We start from the raw sequence: 17,029 nt of genomic DNA on the forward strand, positions 1-17,029 counted from the left end.
TTTCAAACAGGAGTGCGCTCAAGCCCCCCAGAACCAGACCAGATTTCATTGTCTTCCCTCTGTTGGTTTTTCATTGGCTTTGTTTGAAGTCTCGAAAGTTCGGCATCCCTCGTCGCCCTGACGAAGCCTTCGGAGGCCTTGAGCAGGCGTCTTGTGTAGTCCTGAGTGACGGTGTGGGAGACGAGGTCGGTTGCGGCGAGCTGTTCGACCGCCTCGCCGTTCTGCATCACCATGAGGCGCTCGCACATGTGGTTGATGACGGCGAGATCGTGGCTGACCATGAGGTAGGTCAGCTTGCGGTCGCGCCGCACCTCTTCGAGCAGGTTCAGCACCTCCGCCTGCACCGAGGCATCGAGTGCCGAGGTCGGCTCGTCGAGCAGCAGGATCGACGGTTCCAGGATCAGGGCTCGCGCGATCGCCACACGCTGGCGTTGCCCGCCAGACAGCTGGTGCGAATAGCGGAAGCGGAAGCCGGAGCTCAGGCCAACCTCCTCCAGCGCACGCCGGATGCGGGTCTCGCTGTCACCGATGCCATGGATGGCTAGCGGCTCCTGCAGCAGCCGGTCCACCGTCTGGCGTGGATGCAGCGAACCATAAGGGTCCTGGAACACCATCTGCACCTGGCGGTAGAAGGCCTTGTCTCGTTTACGACCGAGTGGCTTGCCGTTGACGCTGATGCTGCCCGAGGCAACCGGGGCAAGGCCGGCAATGGCGCGCAGCAGCGTCGACTTGCCGGAGCCGGATTCGCCGACCAGCCCGAAGGATTCACCCGGCTGCACCGCGACACTGACGCCCTTGAGCGCCCTGAAGTGATCGAAGACGACCTCGACCCTGTCTGCCTGAAGTGCCGCCGTCATGCCGCCCACTCCGCCTTGCGTGCCAGCACCGGCAGCGGATGCCGGTCGTTGCCGATCTTGGGCATGCAGTCGAGCAGGCCTTGTGTGTAGGGATGTTTTGCGTTGGCCAGCTCCGAGGCCGGCAGCTGTTCCACCACCTTGCCGGCATACATGACCACGACACGGTCGCAGAAGGAGGAGACGAGCCGCAGATCATGCGAGATGAAGATCAGGCCCATGCCACGCTCCGCCACCAGCCGGTCGAGGATGGCCAGCACATCGAGCTGCACCGTCACGTCGAGCGCCGAGGTCGGCTCGTCGGCGATCAGCAGCTCCGGATCGGCAATCAGCATCATGGCGATCATGGCGCGCTGGCCCATGCCGCCCGAGACTTCATGCGGGTAGAGATCGAAGACACGCTTCGGATCGCGGATCTGCACGGCTGCCAGCATGTCGAGGGCACGTTCCCTTGCCTCGGCCTTCGAGACCTTCTCGTGGGTGCGCAGGGTCTCGACGATCTGGCGGCCGATGCTGATGACGGGATCGAGCGAGTACTTCGGATCCTGCAGGATCATGGCGACGCGCTTGCCGCGCAGCGCCCTGCGCTCGCGGGCCGGCAGCGACAGCAGATCGATGCCGTCGAACTGCAGCCTGTCGGCGCTGACCTCGGCCCTCGGATCGGTGAGGCCCATGATGGCGCGGCCGGTCTGGGACTTGCCGGAGCCGGATTCTCCGACGATGCCGAGGCGTTCGCGTCCTACCGAGAAGGAGACGCCGCGCACCGCTTCGATGATACCGGTGCGGGTGGGAAAGCGGACCTTGAGGTTGTCGACCTCGAGCAGGTTCTTCTCAAGAGCACTCATTGGCCCGAGCTCCTTGGATCGAGCGCATCGCGCAGGCCGTCGCCGAGCAGGTTGAAGCCGAGGCTGACGATGAGGATGGCCATGCCGGGCATGGCAGCCACCCACCATTGGTCGAGGATGAAACGACGACCCGATGCGATCATTGCGCCCCATTCCGGCAGGGGCGGCTGCGCGCCCAACCCGACAAAACCCAGGCCGGCTGCCGTCAGGATGATGCCTGCCATGTCCAGGGTGACGCGCACGATCAGCGAGGACGTACACATCGGCAGGATATGGCGCAGCACCACCCGGACAGGCGATGCGCCCATCAATTGCACCGCCTTGATGTAGTCCGAGCCACGCACCATCAGCGTCTCGGCGCGGGCGATGCGGGCATAGGGCGGCCATGAGGTGATGGCGATGGCGATGATGGCGTTCTCGATGCCGGGTCCGAGCGCCGCCACGAAGGCCAGCGCCAGGATCAGCTTCGGGAAGGCCAGGAAGATGTCGGTGATGCGCATCAGGATCGCGTCGGTCCAGCCACCGGCGTAACCCGCCACCGCACCGACCAGCAGACCGACGGGCGCCGAAATGACAGCGACCAGAACCACGACGAACAGTGTGAGGCGCGAGCCGTAGAGGATGCGCGAATAGATATCGCGCCCCTGATCGTCGGTGCCCAGCCAATGCCCTGCGGAAGGTGGCAGCAGGCGAGCGGTCTTGAGATCACCCACCACCGGCGAATAGGCCGTCAGGTAATTCGCGAAAGCCGCGACGAAGACCAGCGCCAGGATGATGAAAAGCCCCAGCATGCCCGGCTTGTTGGCGACAAAGCGCCGCCAGGTCGCATAGGCGCGGCCAAGCCTGGCTTGCCAGCGCGAGGCGGGCTGATCCGAAAGCAGCCACTCGCGACGGGAAAGCACCGATGATTGCGCCGTGTTCATGGCAGACAGGTCCAATGGATGGCGTGCACGGGTTCTTCTCCTCGTCGCGGTCCGAAATCAGCTGTGGAAGTGGCGGGCAGCGGCCGGTCGGCTCACTGCGCCTTGGTTCTTGGATCGAGCAGCCGGTAGAGCTGGTCCGAAATCAGGTTGATGGCGATGAACACCGAGCCGATGACGACGGTGCCGCCAAGTACCGCGTTCATGTCCGCATTCTGCAGCGAGTTGGTGATGTAGAGCCCGATACCCGGCCAGGAGAACACCGTCTCGGTCAGCACCGAACCCTCCAGCAATCCGGCGTAGGACAGCGCGATCACCGTCACCAGCGGCACGGCGGCGTTGCGCAGCGCATGCCCCCAGATGATACGCGTTTCCGAGACGCCCTTGGCCCGTGCGGCAATCACATATTCCTGGCTGAGCTCGTTCAGCATGAAGGAGCGTGTCAGGCCGCTGATATAGGCCAGCGAGAAATAGCCGAGCAGCGCGGCCGGCAGGAAGATGTGCCGCATGACGTCCCAAAACACATCCCACTGCCCCTGCATGGCCGAATCCAGCAGGTAGAAGCCGGTGGTCGGGGTGAAGGAATATTCGTAGGCGATGTCGAGACGGCCGGGGAACGCCGCCCAGCGCAGCTTGGCGTAGAACAGCACCAGCGACAGCAGGCCGAGCCAGAAGATCGGCACCGAATAGCCGATCAGCCCGATGACACGCACCACCTGATCGACCAGGCTGCCACGCCGGACCGCGGCGAGCACGCCGAGCGGGACGCCGATGACCGCACCGATGAGCGTGCCGATCGTCGCCAGTTCGATGGTGGCCGGGAAGACGCGGCGGATATCGTCCATGACCGCATTGGAGGTCAGTACGGACCTGCCGAAGTCACCGGCAAGCACACCCTTGATGTAGATGTAGAATTGCTGGATCAGCGGCAGGTCGAAACCCATTTCGCGCCGCGTCCGTTCGACGACGCTGGCCGGGGCACGATCGCCGACGATTGCCAGCACCGGGTCGATCGGCATGACGCGGCCGATGAAGAAGGTCACCGCCAGAAGGCCGAGATAGGTCATGACGGCAATGACCAGGAAGCGGGCGACAGGCGCCAGAAGCGCGAACGCACGGGTGCCGTCAGCCTCTGCTCGCGCTTCGGCTGCACTCAAGCCACGGGTTGCCATCGGTTATTCCTTTGTGACGGCGCCGGCGAAATTGGTGTCGGGGCTGGGCCCCAGCTTGAAGCCCTGCACGTTCTTGCGCAGGCCGGCGACCTCGGTCTGCTGGTAGATGATCGCGAACGGGCTGTTCTCGAGCACTTCCTTCTGCAGGTGCCGGTACATCTCGACACGCTTGGCGGGATCGCTCTCCAGAAGTGCTGCTTCCGTTTCCTTGGTCAGCTCCGGCACGTCCCAGGCATTGCGCCAGGCCAGCGTCTGATTGTTGCTGTCATCGGCGTTGTTGGGATTGGATGCAAAGGTCTGGGCATTGGAGTTGGGATCGAAATAGTCCTGGCCCCATTGTCCGATATAGATGTCATGGTTGCGGGCGCGGTATTTGGTCAGCGTCTGCTTGTCGTCACCGGGAATGATCTCGATCTTGATCCCGGCTTCGGCCGCCGTCTGCTGCACGGCCTCGGCAATGCCCGTCACCGGCTGGCTGTTGCGCGTGTCCATGGTGACGGAGAAGCCGTCCTTCAGGCCAGCCTTCTCAAGCAACTCCCTGGCCTTGGCGACGTCCAGCTTGAATGGTGTCTCATCCAGCTCGCCCAGCACGCCTTTGGGCAGGAAGGTCTGGTGGACATTGCCGATGCCCTTGATCAGCGTGTCGCCGATGGCGCTGTAGTCGATCAGATATTTGAAGGCCTGCCGCACCTCCGGCTTGGCCAGGTTCGGGTTCTTCTGGTTGAGGCTGATGTAATAGACCGTGCCCTTCGGCGCGCTGGTCAGCGCAATGTCTTCCTTCCTGGCCACAGCCTCGAGATCGTTCGGCTCGAGGTTGCGGGCAATGTCGATGTCGCCAGCCTCGAGCGCCAGCCGCTGGGCGGAGCTTTCCTTCATGTGGCGATAGATGACGCGCGCGAGCCTGGCCTTCTCGCCCCAATAATTGTCGTTGCGATCCATGACGACCGCCTCGCTGGCGCGCCATTCGCGCAGCTTGAAGCGACCGGAACCCGCCGAATGTGTCTTCAGCCAGTCATTGCCGAAATCATTGTCGTATTTGTAGTCGTCGCCCGGCGTCATCGCCTTGGCGTTTTCGGATACCAGTTTCCTGTCGACCACGGCGCCGACGCTCGACGCCAGGCAGTTCAGCACGAAGCTCGGCGCATAGGGCTTGTCGACGGTGAAGACGAAGGTCGAGGCATCCGCCGCCTTCGCCTTTTCGCCAACGTTGTCACCGGTCAGTCCGAACTGGCCAAGGATGAAGGCCGGGCTCTTGTCGAGCTTGATGACGCGCTCGAAGGAATAAGCCACGTCCTCGGCGGTGAGCGGGTTGCCGGAGGCGAATTTCAGGTTGGGCTTCAGCTTGAAGGTGTAAGTCAGCCTGTCGTCGGAGACAGTCCAGCTTTCCGCCAGATCGCTCGTCACCTTGGTGGTGTCGGCCAGGTCGAAACGCACGAGCAGATCGTAGATATTGGCGTTGACCTCGGCAGTCGACAATTCGAACGCCTCGCCCGGATCCATGGTGATCATCTCGTCAAGGGCATAGGCTTCGACCAGCGTATCGGCAGGCGTCGCCGCGAACGCCGGAACCACCCCCATCAGCAGTGCAGACATCGCTGCGCCCGCGAGCAGGCGACGCGAACGACAGGCGATCTTTTCCATCATCATGATCTCTTCCCTTGATTGCCGGAGTTCCCCACCCCGGGCGCGGCTTTGATATCCGTCTGAACCGAGCCTCCACCCGGCAGGCACACCTCCAGCGACGGCTGCTCCCAAGCAGCCGGACCGATTTCGGCAACCCTTGTCCCGAACGTTTTTGTTCAGTGGACAATAAACATTATGTATATACTTTTCCCGGTGTCAATCGTGCTTTTTTGCGGTTGAAACAGAGCCGGTTCTTGCCGTGTGTGCTTGATTGTGCCCTGTGATGCCTGAGGCGGCCTGTGCCTTGCCCCATGGTGAGGTCAAGCTATTTTGACAGAAAACAAACGTCAAGCATGATTATGTTAGAAATATTTCATATCTGAAAAACTTCGATGCGAGATGGGAATGACTGAATCCGTTCGCCAGCGACTGACCGAAAGCCTCGCCACCGCCACCAGCGCGAACAAGGCGCTTGCCACCTACATGCTGGCGAATCTCGGCGGCCTGCCCTTCGAGACATCGGCGACACTGGCCGCCAAGGTCGGCGTGAGCGAACCGACCGTGGGACGCTTCTGCCGTTCGCTCGGCTATGCGCACTTCAAGGAACTGAAAGAGGATCTCAGGGACGGCATCCGCGACAAGCCCTGGCTGGCCGGCGAGCGCCTCAGGGAATTCCGTGAGCGCAGCCACAAGGGCGACGCGCTCGCCCGCAGCCTCGATCTCGAGATCGCCGCTCTGCTCCGGATCTACGAGATCGCCAAGACCCCCGAATGGGAGCGCGCGGTCAAACGGCTGGCAACGGTGCCCCAGCTCTTCGTCGCCGGCTTCCAGACCGAGCGCGGCATGGCGCAATACTTCGCCACCCAGATGCAGTATCTGCGCCCAGGGGTTCAGCTGGCCGACATCGCCGGCGGCAATTTCAGCGAAATCCTGCTGGCGCCACAGACGTCGACGGCACTGGTGCTGTTCGAAGCGCGGCGTTATTCACGGCTGACATTCCTGCTGGCGCAGGAGGCACATCAGGCCGGAATACCGATCACGCTGATCACCGATGCCTTTTGCGACTGGGGTCGCGATCTGGCCAATGAGATGTTCGTGGTGCCGACCGAGTTGGGCATGTTCTGGGATTCGACCGCGCACATGGCCAGTCTTGGCAATCTGCTGATCAACGGCGTCTTCAACGAACTGGATGCCTCCGTCGAAGAGCGCATGAACAGGGTCGCCGCCTTGCACGGGAAGTTCATCGGGTTTACCGGCGACTGACGGAGTGTCGAAACAGCAGGAGGCGATGAGCGGTTTGCCGAAGAACTCCAGTGCGCCGTCACCAGACGGCAAAGACAGCGCGGCCGCGAAGCCGGCATCGGAGAAGCGTTATGTGGGCCGCGCCGCAGCCATCGGCCTGACCCGGCAGCGTGTGGTCGAGGCGGCGATCGCCCTGATCGACGACGAGGGCCTTGCCGGCTTCTCCGTTCGCGCGCTGGCCCGCCGGCTCAATGTCTATCCCGCCGCGCTTTACTGGCATGTCGGTGGTGACAAGACCAACCTGCTGGCCGAAATCTCGGGTTCGCTGATCGCCAGCCTGATGCGGCCCGAAGACCTGCCGGACGACTGGCGCGACACCATCCGCATCCTGTTCCGGCGCTTCCGTGCCAGCGTCCACCAGCATCCGCGCGCCGCCCCCCTGTTAGGTCCGCACATCCGCTCGAACGGCGCCCCGAATGCGCCCTGGGTCGAGGTCATCCTGAAGGCGCTGACGCAGGCCGGGTTCGAGGGTCAGCCGCTGATCGACGCCTTCAACGCCGTGGTCGGCGCATTGGAAGGCTACATCACCATGGAACTGGCGGCCGATGGCGCGACGGAAGGGTCCGAATGGGTAAAGGCTTTCGACGCCGGTCTCGATACACTGGAAGCATCGCGCTTTCCGCTGGTCAGGCAGCACCTGCCGCAGATGTACAACCGCTCCTTCGTCATGCGCTGGAAGAGCGGCGACGTCGCCCCGCTCACCGAAGGCTACGACTTCCTGGTCGAGACGCTTATCCTCGGGCTTGAGGCGCGGGCCGGCTCGAAACCGTCTTCAGCCTGAATATGGTCACCCCTTGACGGCGCCGGCGGTCAACCCGGCGACGATCTTGCGCTGGAAGAACAGCACCAGGACGATCAGCGGCAGGGTGACGGTGACCGAGGCGGCCATGATCGGGCCGAACGGATATTCATAGCGCGAGTTGCCAGCCAGCAAACCGATCGCCACAGGCACGGTGCGGCTTCCTTCCGTCAAAGTGAAGGTGAGCGCGAACAGGAACTCGTTCCAGGCCAGGATAAAGGCAAGCAGGCCCGTGCTGACCAGCGCCGGCCCCATCAGCGGCAGCAGGATGCTGGTAAGGATGCGCCAGTGCGAGCACCCGTCCATGATCGCCGCCTCTTCCAGCTCGCGCGGAAACTCGCGGATGAAGCTGGTCAGCACCCATGTGGTGAAGGGCAGCGTGAAGATCAGATAGGCGAAGACCAGCGACCAGACGCGGTTGTAGAGGCCGAACCAGCGGATCAGTTCGAACATGCCCGACAGCACCACGACCTGCGGAAAGATCGAGATCATCAGCACGGTCAGGAGCAGCGAACGCCGCTCCGGGAAACTGAGGCGGCCAAGCGCATAGGCCGCGAGCGTACCCAGGCCCAGCGACAGCGCCGTCGTCGAGACGGCGACACAGAGCGAATTGAAGATCGAGGTGGCGAAGTTGGCGTCGCGGAACAGTTCCTTGTAGTGCCGGAAGTCCAAGGCAGGCAGCAGTACCGATTCGTAGAGTTGCGCCCCCTGCTTGGTCGAGGACACGATCGCCCAGTAATAGGGAAACAGCACGTAGAACAGCAGCAGCGCGGTGACACAGCCAAGCGCAAGCTGGCGCACCCTTCGCATCGTTCTGTAGTAGGCGGCCGAGCGCCGTTTGATGCGCGTGTTCATCGGTCAGCCGCTCCCGAGCGATCGAGCCGCATCGCGCCGACGATGAAGATCGCCACGAAGGCGATCAGCAGGAACACCATGGTCGACGCGGCGGAGCCGACACCGAGTTCCTGGTTGTTGATCAGCCTGTCGCGCGCATAGATCGACATCGTCATGGCGTTGACGTTGGCGCCGGCCAGCACATAGGCGAGGTCGAACATGCGCAGGGCATCGAGCACGCGAAACAGCACCGCGACGCCGATGGTCGGCGCCAGCAGCGGCAGGGTGATCGACCACAGCCGCTTCCACCACGGAATGCCGTCGACCTCCGCCGCCTCGAAGATCTCCTCGGGCAGGATCTGCAGGCCGGCCAGGATCAGAAGCACCATGAACGGCGTCGTCATCCAGACGTCGATGAAGATGACGACGCCGAGCAGCAGGGAACCGTTCGCGACCCAGGCGACGCCGTGATCGGCGAGGCCTAGCCCGACGATCGCGCGGTTGACGACGCCAAACTGGTCGTTGAGCATCCATTCCCAGATCTTGGTCGAGACGACCACCGGCATCGCCCATGGCACCAGGATCGCCGCCCGTACCAGTCCACGCCCGGGAATGGCGCCATGCAGCAGAAGCGCGATCGCCAGCCCGAGCACGGTCTCGATGGCAACCGAGATCGTGGTGAAGATCGCCGTGTTGCGGACCGCCCGCCACCAGACCGGGTCGCCGGCTACCTCGACGAAATTATCGAAGCCGACCAGGACGTGATTGGCGCTGTCGTCGAGATAGGCATCCGTGAGGGAAAAATAGAGCGTGCGCGCCAGCGGCCAGCCCGCCACCAGGACGAGGACGGCGATCAGCGGCGCGACGAACAGCAGCCCAGAAAGATGTTCACGCCGTTCGAGCCTTGTCTTCACGCCCGCACCCCATTGGCTGCGGCGGAACGCTCATGGCTCAGGGAATGGTCGAGCCGGCGGCCATCCCTGTCGAACAGGAAGAGATCCTCGAAACGCCAGTCGAGGCCGACCGATGTGCCGGTCGCGACCTTACCCAGCGCATTCGGCAGCCTGACAGACCAGGCAATGTCGGGCGCGATGCGCACGTAGGCGAGATGTTCATGACCGAGGTCTTCCAGCCGTTCGAGCGTGCCTGTGACCTTGCCCTGCCCCTGCGCGGCAATCGACAGGGCTTCGGGCCGGATACCGATTTCGGCCGGCATACCGGCGCCAGACAACGTGACATCGAATGACAGGTTTCCCGGTCCCTGCACGCTGCAATCGACACCGGAAGCGCTTGCCGAGACAGCCATGAAGTTCATGCGCGGGCTGCCGATGAAACCAGCGACGAAACGGTTCTGCGGCGCATGATAGAGCTGCTGCGGCGTGCCGATCTGCTCGATGCGCCCCTTGTTCAGGACGACGATGCGATCGGCCAGCGTCATCGCCTCGACCTGGTCGTGGGTGACATAGATCATCGTCGCCGCCAGACTGGCGTGCAGCTTGGCGATCTCCATGCGCATTTCCATGCGCAGGTCGGAATCGAGGTTGGACAGCGGCTCGTCGAACAGGAACACTTCGGGCTGACGCACCAGGGCGCGGCCGATAGCGACACGCTGGCGCTGCCCGCCGGAGAGTTCGCGCGGACGCCGTGACAACAGGTGATCGATCTTCAGCGTTGCCGCGACTTCCGTCACCTTGGCATCGATCTGCTGCCGCGACAGGCCGAGCGTCTCCAGTGCGAAGCCGATGTTGCGGGCGATCGTCATGTGCGGGTAGAGCGCATAGCTCTGGAAGACGAAAGCGATGCCACGTTTGGAAGCGGGGATATCGGTCACCACCTCGCCGTCGATGACGACGTCGCCGGCACCGACCGGTACCAGTCCCGCGATCAGGCGCAGCAGGGTCGACTTGCCACACCCCGAAGGACCGACGAAGACGACGAGTTCGCCATCGGCGATTTCGAGGTCGACGTCGGTGATGACGGGAACGTGGCCAAACGACTTGGACACTGAACGCAAGGCGACTGATGCCATGGCATCCTCTGGCTGTATTGAAGACAAATGGATGGTTCCGGCGCCGTCCAGCGCCGGAACCAATCGCGAAAGCTAGCGGCTTTCCTTCAGCTTCTCCAGCCGACCGGCAAGATCGGTCAGCGTCTTGTCGACATCGGCGCCGTCGGCGATGATCTCGTGGACGGCGCGGTAGAAGGCCTGCGAGACGCGGTTGTAGCTCGACCCGGTGTAGCCGGACGGACGCGCCACCGACCCGTCGAAGGCCGCCTGCGCATCGGCAAGGAACGGCAGTTTCGCCAGCACGTCCTTGTCGCTGTAGAGCGACTTCTGCGTCGGGTTGTAGGCACCTTCGATGGCGCGCATCTTCTGCACCTCGGGCCCGACAAGATAGCGCAGCAGCTCCGTCGCGAGCTCGGGCTTGGCCGTGTATTTCGAGATGCCGAGATACATCGGACCGAGGCAACCGCTCGACTTCTGGCCATCGGCGCCGACCGGCAGCGCCATCATGCCGACCTTGCCGGCGACCTTGGAACCCTCGGCCTGCGAAGTGCCCCAGACATAGGGCCAGTTGCGATGGAAGACGGCATTGCCGGCCTCGAACACCGCGCGCGAGGTTTCCTCGTCATAACCGAGCACGCCTTCCGGGCTGATCGTCTTGACCCAGTCCTTGGCGCGCGTCAGCGCCTTGGCGGCTGCCGGATTGTTGATCGAAACCTTGCCATCCGGCTCGATGATGGTGCCGCCACCGCTGGAGGCGACCCATTCGATCGCGTCACAGGTCAGGCCCTCATAGCTCTTGCCCTGCCAGGTGAAGCCCCAGAGATCGGGATTGCCGGCCGCCCTTTCCTGTTCCTGGATCAGCTTGGCCGTTTCGGTCAGCTCATCCCACGTCTTCGGCGGCTGCTTGCCGTACTTCTCCAGCAGGTCCTGGCGGTAGTACATCAGCCCGGTATCCATGTACCAGGGCAGCGCCACCAGACGGCCATCCTGGGTGGTTGCCGCATCGATGGTCGACTGGAAATGCTGGGCCACTTCCTCTGCCGGAACCAGCGGTTTGAGGTCCAGCATGTTGCGCTGGAGCATGCCGATCCAGATCACGTCGATGAACAGCACGTCGGCATCGGTGGACTGGGCGGCAAGCAGTTGCTGGTAGATCGGAATGGCGTCGTCGAGCAGCGCCGGCATCTTGGTGATCTTCACCTCATTGCCGGTCTTTTCCTTGAAGCCGGCAGCCGCCTTGGCGCAAAGCTCGTACTCGCTGGCGCCGCAGAACATGGAGACGGTGTCCGCCCAGGCGGGCGTCGCCGCTGCGGAAAAAAGCATGGCCGCGCCGAGCGCGATGGATCTCATCATCATTGTCTCGTTCCCTCTGTTGTTGCTTCGGATGATGTCGGTGGTGGCTATCGCGCGTGCTTCTCCTTCCCGTCTTGTGAAACACGTGCGAGCAGATCGGCTTCGCGCGGCAGGGCGCGACCGCCATAGTCGGTGGTGGAGAGCGAACCGCAGATGACGGCATAGCGGAGCGCTTCCTCGAACGGCGCGCCGCGCAGCACGCCATAGATCAGGCCGGCGTTGAAGGAATCGCCCGCCCCGGTGGTGTCGACGACCTCGACCTTCGGAGCCGGCACCGCATAGCGGCGCCCTTCATGGCTGGCGATGGCGCCATTGGCACCGCGCTTGATCACCACGGTCGGGACATGACGCTCCAGAACGTCGAGTGCGGCTTCGGCATCCGCCGCCCCGCTGAACTGGATGGCCTCGCTTTCGTTGGGCACGAACATGTCCAGCGCCTGCAGGACATCGACGACACCCTCGGCCTCGATGCCGAAATCGAGATGCTGGCACTCGCCGCAGACCAGAACGCCGTTCCGGCGCGCGCCGCTTATCAGGGCAAGCCGCTCGGCGCTCCTGGAAAACCCCTGAAGCATCAGCACAAGCGGCTGCGCGGCCTCGACATCTTCGGCCGTGGGATCGCGGTCGTGTTCGTCGACATAGCTGATGAAGCCGCGATCCTGCTGGAAGGAGAAAGCAGCACTGACCCGGCGCAACGGACCGTCATGCCACTGGAACAGCCCTTCGTCGATGCCTTCGCGCCGTACCTCGTCCAGCACCATGCGGCTGAAGATGTCGGTGCCGAAACCGCACCACCAACCGGCCTTCAGCCCGAGCCGCGTGAGCGCCAGCGCCGTCGTATAGCTGGCGCCCGGCAGGTCGTCGAAGCTGCTGGCCCAGATGTCGGTTCCCAGGCGCGGCAATGTGGGCAGGTCGGTGAAGATCAGGTCGTAGTAATATTCCCCCACAACCATGACGTCATAGCGGTTGGCCGGCGCGGGTTCCGTCATCAACGCCACTCGCCGACATAGGCGGCATGCGCCTTGAGATACTCATCCACCAGCGGTTCGGCACGCGAATAGGACAGCACCAGCGGATGCGCCGCCAGCGCTTCCACGGCAATGTCGCGGCGACGCTCGCGGATGGCCGCAACCGCCAGCCGCTCGTAGTGCTTGACGTTCTGGACGAGCTGCGACTGCGCTTCGGGCATCGCACCGATCTTCGTCGGACGCACGCCGTCCCTGTCGATGACGCAGCTCACCTCGACCACGTCGTCGGCGCGCAGGCCGTCAATGGCATCGCCGTTGCGGATGTTGAGCCCGCTGTAGCAGGGGACGCCGGTCTGCAGCGCATCGACGAGATTGAGCGCGACCCCGGCATAACCTTCCCCTTCATGGCCAGTCGTCTCCTCCGGCAGGGACGCATTCCGGTCTGCTTCTTCCATGCTCGGCGCATCGCCGCGGGCATAATGCATGTAGGTGGCATTGCGGCGCTGCTCATAGGCGAAATAGGCGGACAACGCCTCGTCGGCGTTCTGCGTGACGCCGATCTCCTTCAACCGAGCCATCAGGGAACGGTTGAGATCGCGCACTTCCTCACCGCGGGTGCGCTTGTCGCTCTGCACGGCGGCAACCGCCTTTTCCGCATAGTAGTAATAATAGAGATATTCGTTGATCCACAAACGATGGCGGCGCACGACCGACGGCGAGAACATGCGCTGCGAGGTCGAAGCGAGGAAATCATCGTCGTCGAGCAGGTCCTGCAGCACTTCCTTGCCATTCACATAGGCAGCGCGCGTGAACGACAGATGGTTCAGACCGAAGACCTCGGTGCGGACATCGTTCTGCGGCAGATGAAAGCGCGATGCGATGGCTTCCTGCGCGCCGTTGGCACCGTCACAGATGCCGATGGCACGGTCGAAGCCGGCATCCTGCAGGGCCTGTGTGACGAGGCCGGCCGGATTGGTGAAATTGAACAGCCAGGCCTTGGGGCTGACCCGCTGCAGCTGAGCGGCATAGTCGAGAATGACCGGAATGCTGCGCAGCGCCATGGCGAAACCGCCGGGGCCTGTCGTCTCCTGCCCCAGCACGTCGTGCGCCAGCGCGATGCGCTCGTCCTTGATGCGGCCTTCCTCGTCGCCGGGACGGACCGTGGTGACGACGTAGGAGGCTCCGTCGAGCGCCCGCTCGGTATCCGAAGCCGTCGATATGCGCACCCGTGACTGCATGCGCGTGGCGAGTTCTGAACTCAGCGTACCAAAGATCTCCAGCTTGTCGGCATTGATGTCGTGAAGGCAGATTTCCGTCAGTCCGCTTCGCTCGGCACGCCGCAGGGCCGACCCCACGAACAAGGGCGCGCGAACCCCTCCACCACCGATCAATGTCAGCTTCATCTGTCCCTCATGCTATGCCGTGACAAGGCAATTAGAACTGGATATAACCAGTAATGTCAACGAACATTTGTTGCTTATATACAGCCCGGCGTGCCAGAAGATTTTTCGATGCCTCGCGCCGGTTGCGACGATAGCGGCATCCGCCCAACCGGAGATCATCGTTGAAGGACACCCGTCCCATCCAGCCAGTCGACCGCAACGATCCGGCACCGCTTTACATGCAGGTTCGACGGCACATCATGAACCTGATCGAGAACGGACGGCAGCCGCTCAATTCCAAATTGTCATCGGAACGCGAGCTGGTCGAACTGCTCGGCGTCAGCCGGATCACCGTGCGGCAGGCGCTGAAGGATCTGGAGCATGACGGCTATATCGCCAGCCATCCGGGCAAGGGCTTCTACGTCACCGGCGGCAAGACCAAGCCCTTCGAGCTCGACCTGCTGAAGAGTTTCACGTCGACGGCGATCACCACCAACCGCAAGCCGGGCAGCCGGCTGATCGAAGGCTGGGTCGGCAAGGCCGACCGCGAGATCACCCGCCCGCTGTTCCTGCCGGATGGGGCCGACGTCGTCTATCTCAGGCGCCTGCGCTTTCTCGACGACGTGCCGGTGACCGTACAGGAGGACTGGCTTTCGCCTGCGACCGCTCCCGGCCTGCTCGACCTCGACTGGTCGAGCGGCAACCGCTCGCTCTATGGCGAGCTGCGCGAACGCTACTCGGTCGTGCCGGTGCGCGGCGAGACGATCGTCAGCGCGCGGCTGCTGACCAGTGAAGAGGTGACGCTGCTGCAGGTCGATCCACCTGCCGCCGCCCTGGTCATCGACCAGATCGCCTACGACACCGAAAACAGGCCGGTGAACCTGTCGGTGTCGGTGACACTGCATCCGCAGGTGCTGTCACAGGCGTGAGGTGTCGAGTCCCACGGGAGCTCGACATCCTCCAAACAGTTGCAAACCTAGTGCCGCACCATGCCGGCGTCGACGTTGAGCGTCTGACCGGTGATCCAGCGTGCGTCGTCGGAGGCGAGGAACGACACGACATCGGCGATATGCTCGGGCTGGCCCTTGCCTTTCATCGCCTGCAGCATTTCGACGAAACCGAATGCCTCGTTGTGCGGGCTCGCCTTGACGCCGTCGCTCTCGATCAGGCCCGGCGTCACCGCATTGGCGGTGATGTTGTATTTGCCGAGCTCCGTTGCCAGCGCCCGGGTGAATCCGATGACACCGCCCTTGGCCGCGACATAGGCCGCCATATTCGGCGTGCCGGCGAAGAAGGTGTTGGAGGCGATGCTGATCACGCGCCCGGCCTTGTCAGCCGCCCGCATCTGGTCGGTCGCGGCGCGGGTGACGATGAAGGTGCCGGTCAGGTTGACGTCGATGATCTTGCGCCAGTGGTCGAGGTCGACATCGTCCCAGGCGATGAAAGGCACGATGCTGGCATTGTTCACGAGGATGTCGACGCCGCCGGACAGCGCCTGGATCTCGGCAAACAGCGCCTTGACCGATGCCGGGTCCGAAATGTCGGCAGCAATCGCCTTCGCCTTTCCACCGATCGCAGCGGCAGCGGCCCTTGCACCGTCGGCGTTGATGTCGCTGACGATGACGGTTGCGCCATCGGCGGCCAGCCGTGCCGCGATCGCCTTGCCGATGCCTTGTGCGGCGCCCGTCACCAGGGCCGTCTTTCCCGAAAGCCGTTCAGTCATGAAATCTCTCCCAAAGTCTCGTGATGTCAGGTCAGGCGTCGGCATCGATGACGGCCAGCGCCGCGTCGATGCCCTTGCCGATTGCAAGCTTCTGGCCAGCTGCGTTCATGGCGCCGCCCAGCGCCGTCAGCGCCGCGATCGCATAGATCGGTTGCGCGGTCGGCCCCATGTGGCCGATGCGTGTCAGCTTGCCCAGCGTTTCGCCGCGGCCCGATGAGAACACCACGCCGTAGCGGGCACGCGCGGCCTGGCGCAGCGCCTTCTCGTCGACGCCGTCAGGCGTGCGCACGGCGGTGGTGGTCGGCGACGCTATCGCCTCGCTCGCCGCCCAGATCGACAGGCCCATGGCGGCGACGCCGGCGCGCATGGCCTTTGCCGTCAGCGCGTGACGCGCCCACACTGCTTCCGGCCCTTCCTCGAGATAGAGGTCGAGCGCGGCGTCGAGCCCGTTGACCTCCGCGACCGATGGCGTGAACGGGAAAGGCTGCTCACGTGACCAGGCGTTTTCCCAGTCGACGATGCTCAGCATCGAGGCGCGAGGTGCCGCCTTGTTGGCCTTCATCCTGGCCCAGCCGCGCTCGCTGACGCCCATCAGCGTCAGGCCGGGAGGCGCTCCCAGGCATTTGTTCGGGCCGGTGACGTAGATGTCGGCCTTGCAGTCTTCCGGATGCGTCTTCATGCCACCGAAGGATGAAACGGCATCGACGACCAGATAGGCGCCATGCGCCGACACCAGCGCGCCGATCGCGTCGATCGGGTTGATGGTGCCCGAGGGCGTGTCATGGTGGCAGACCGACACGATGGTGATTTCCGGATGCTTCTTCAGCATGTCGGCGACCGCCTGAGGGTCGATCGCCTCGTTGTAGGGCACTTCGATCTCGAGCAGATTGGGCGAATAGCGTTTGGCCCAGTAGCCGAAGCCCTTGCCGTAGACGCCGGAGGCCAGATTCAGCACGACATCGTCGGGCGTGATCAGCGATGCCGCCGCGGCTTCGAGACCCAGCACGGGCTCGCCATGCAGGATGAGCGGCCTGTTCGACAGCCGCATCGCCTTCTGTGCCTTCTCGATCACCTTCTCATAGAAGATCTGGAACGCCGGGTCGTAGTCGTAGAGCACCGTGCGGCCAAGGCCGCGCAGCACCTTCGCATAAGCATCCACCGGCCCCGCGGTCAGCGTGATCACCGGATCGGCGTGTTCGAGGTAGCGCATTCTTCCGTCTCCCGATTGGAGCAATTCCAGCAAAAA

Annotated in this window: 16 protein-coding genes; 3 read left to right on the forward strand and 13 right to left on the reverse strand. The window is 63.5% G+C overall.

Annotation, left to right across the window (positions count from 1 at the left end):
* Positions 1–2: 2 nt before the first annotated feature.
* From C1M53_RS04470 to C1M53_RS04490, 5 genes are all read right to left on the reverse strand, one after another.
* Positions 3–857 carry an ABC transporter ATP-binding protein gene (locus C1M53_RS04470; RefSeq protein WP_129411141.1) on the reverse strand — a complete coding sequence of 285 codons (855 nt, stop codon included), beginning with the start codon at positions 855–857 and terminating at the stop codon, positions 3–5.
* Positions 854–1,699 (reverse strand): ABC transporter ATP-binding protein, encoded by an 846-nt coding sequence (locus tag C1M53_RS04475; protein ID WP_129411142.1) that lies wholly within the window; start codon positions 1,697–1,699, stop codon positions 854–856. The genes C1M53_RS04470 and C1M53_RS04475 overlap by 4 nt, the downstream gene beginning before the upstream one ends.
* Positions 1,696–2,622: an ABC transporter permease gene (locus tag C1M53_RS04480; protein WP_129411143.1), complete on the reverse strand. Its 927-nt coding sequence runs from the start codon at positions 2,620–2,622 to the stop codon at positions 1,696–1,698. Before C1M53_RS04480 ends, C1M53_RS04475 begins: the two co-directional genes overlap by 4 nt.
* A 92-nt stretch (positions 2,623–2,714) precedes the next feature.
* A complete protein-coding gene (locus C1M53_RS04485) occupies positions 2,715–3,791 on the reverse strand; it encodes an ABC transporter permease (protein ID WP_129411144.1) in 1,077 nt (358 codons plus the stop codon).
* 3 nt (positions 3,792–3,794) lie between these two features.
* A complete protein-coding gene (locus C1M53_RS04490; RefSeq protein ID WP_207213117.1) occupies positions 3,795–5,435 on the reverse strand; it encodes an ABC transporter substrate-binding protein in 1,641 nt (546 codons plus the stop codon).
* A gap of 384 nt (positions 5,436–5,819) precedes the next feature.
* Between C1M53_RS04490 and C1M53_RS04495 the strand changes: the two genes are divergently transcribed.
* Positions 5,820–6,677 carry a MurR/RpiR family transcriptional regulator gene (locus C1M53_RS04495; RefSeq protein ID WP_129411146.1) on the forward strand — a complete coding sequence of 286 codons (858 nt, stop codon included), beginning with the start codon at positions 5,820–5,822 and terminating at the stop codon, positions 6,675–6,677.
* Positions 6,678–6,702: 25 nt separating this feature from the next.
* Positions 6,703–7,497 carry a TetR/AcrR family transcriptional regulator gene (locus C1M53_RS04500; RefSeq protein ID WP_129411147.1) on the forward strand — a complete coding sequence of 265 codons (795 nt, stop codon included), beginning with the start codon at positions 6,703–6,705 and terminating at the stop codon, positions 7,495–7,497.
* Positions 7,498–7,503: 6 nt separating this feature from the next.
* Here the strand turns inward: C1M53_RS04500 and C1M53_RS04505 are convergent, their stop codons facing one another.
* The 6 genes from C1M53_RS04505 to C1M53_RS04530 all read right to left on the reverse strand — a co-directional run bounded on the left by C1M53_RS04505 (position 7,504) and on the right by C1M53_RS04530 (position 14,081).
* Positions 7,504–8,370 (reverse strand): carbohydrate ABC transporter permease, encoded by an 867-nt coding sequence (locus tag C1M53_RS04505; RefSeq protein WP_129411148.1) that lies wholly within the window; start codon positions 8,368–8,370, stop codon positions 7,504–7,506.
* Positions 8,367–9,263 (reverse strand): sugar ABC transporter permease, encoded by an 897-nt coding sequence (locus C1M53_RS04510; protein WP_129411149.1) that lies wholly within the window; start codon positions 9,261–9,263, stop codon positions 8,367–8,369. Before C1M53_RS04510 ends, C1M53_RS04505 begins: the two co-directional genes overlap by 4 nt.
* Positions 9,260–10,378, reverse strand: coding sequence for an ABC transporter ATP-binding protein (locus C1M53_RS04515; RefSeq protein WP_129411150.1), 1,119 nt, complete (start codon positions 10,376–10,378; stop codon positions 9,260–9,262). The genes C1M53_RS04510 and C1M53_RS04515 overlap by 4 nt, the downstream gene beginning before the upstream one ends.
* Positions 10,379–10,450: 72 nt before the next feature.
* The gene (locus tag C1M53_RS04520) at positions 10,451–11,713 is read right to left on the reverse strand and encodes an ABC transporter substrate-binding protein (RefSeq protein ID WP_129411151.1); all 1,263 of its coding nucleotides are present in this window, start codon (positions 11,711–11,713) and stop codon (positions 10,451–10,453) included.
* 44 nt (positions 11,714–11,757) lie between these two features.
* The gene (locus C1M53_RS04525; protein WP_129411152.1) at positions 11,758–12,699 is read right to left on the reverse strand and encodes a carbohydrate kinase family protein; all 942 of its coding nucleotides are present in this window, start codon (positions 12,697–12,699) and stop codon (positions 11,758–11,760) included.
* Positions 12,699–14,081 (reverse strand): 6-phospho-beta-glucosidase, encoded by a 1,383-nt coding sequence (locus C1M53_RS04530; protein ID WP_129411153.1) that lies wholly within the window; start codon positions 14,079–14,081, stop codon positions 12,699–12,701. The genes C1M53_RS04525 and C1M53_RS04530 overlap by 1 nt, the downstream gene beginning before the upstream one ends.
* A gap of 161 nt (positions 14,082–14,242) precedes the next feature.
* Here C1M53_RS04530 and C1M53_RS04535 point away from each other — a divergent pair, with 161 nt between their 5' ends.
* A complete protein-coding gene (locus C1M53_RS04535; protein WP_245488446.1) occupies positions 14,243–14,989 on the forward strand; it encodes a GntR family transcriptional regulator in 747 nt (248 codons plus the stop codon).
* Between the two features lie 47 nt (positions 14,990–15,036).
* Here the strand turns inward: C1M53_RS04535 and C1M53_RS04540 are convergent, their stop codons facing one another.
* Together C1M53_RS04540 and C1M53_RS04545 are read right to left on the reverse strand one after the other, a co-directional pair.
* A complete protein-coding gene (locus tag C1M53_RS04540; protein ID WP_129411154.1) occupies positions 15,037–15,783 on the reverse strand; it encodes an SDR family NAD(P)-dependent oxidoreductase in 747 nt (248 codons plus the stop codon).
* Between the two features lie 31 nt (positions 15,784–15,814).
* Entirely contained in the window at positions 15,815–16,993 is a 1,179-nt protein-coding gene (locus C1M53_RS04545; RefSeq protein WP_129411155.1) for an alanine--glyoxylate aminotransferase family protein, read from the reverse strand.
* Positions 16,994–17,029: the final 36 nt, after the last annotated feature.

Origin of the sequence: Mesorhizobium sp. Pch-S (genome assembly GCF_004136315.1) — a bacterium.
Lineage (GTDB): Bacteria > Pseudomonadota > Alphaproteobacteria > Rhizobiales > Rhizobiaceae > Mesorhizobium.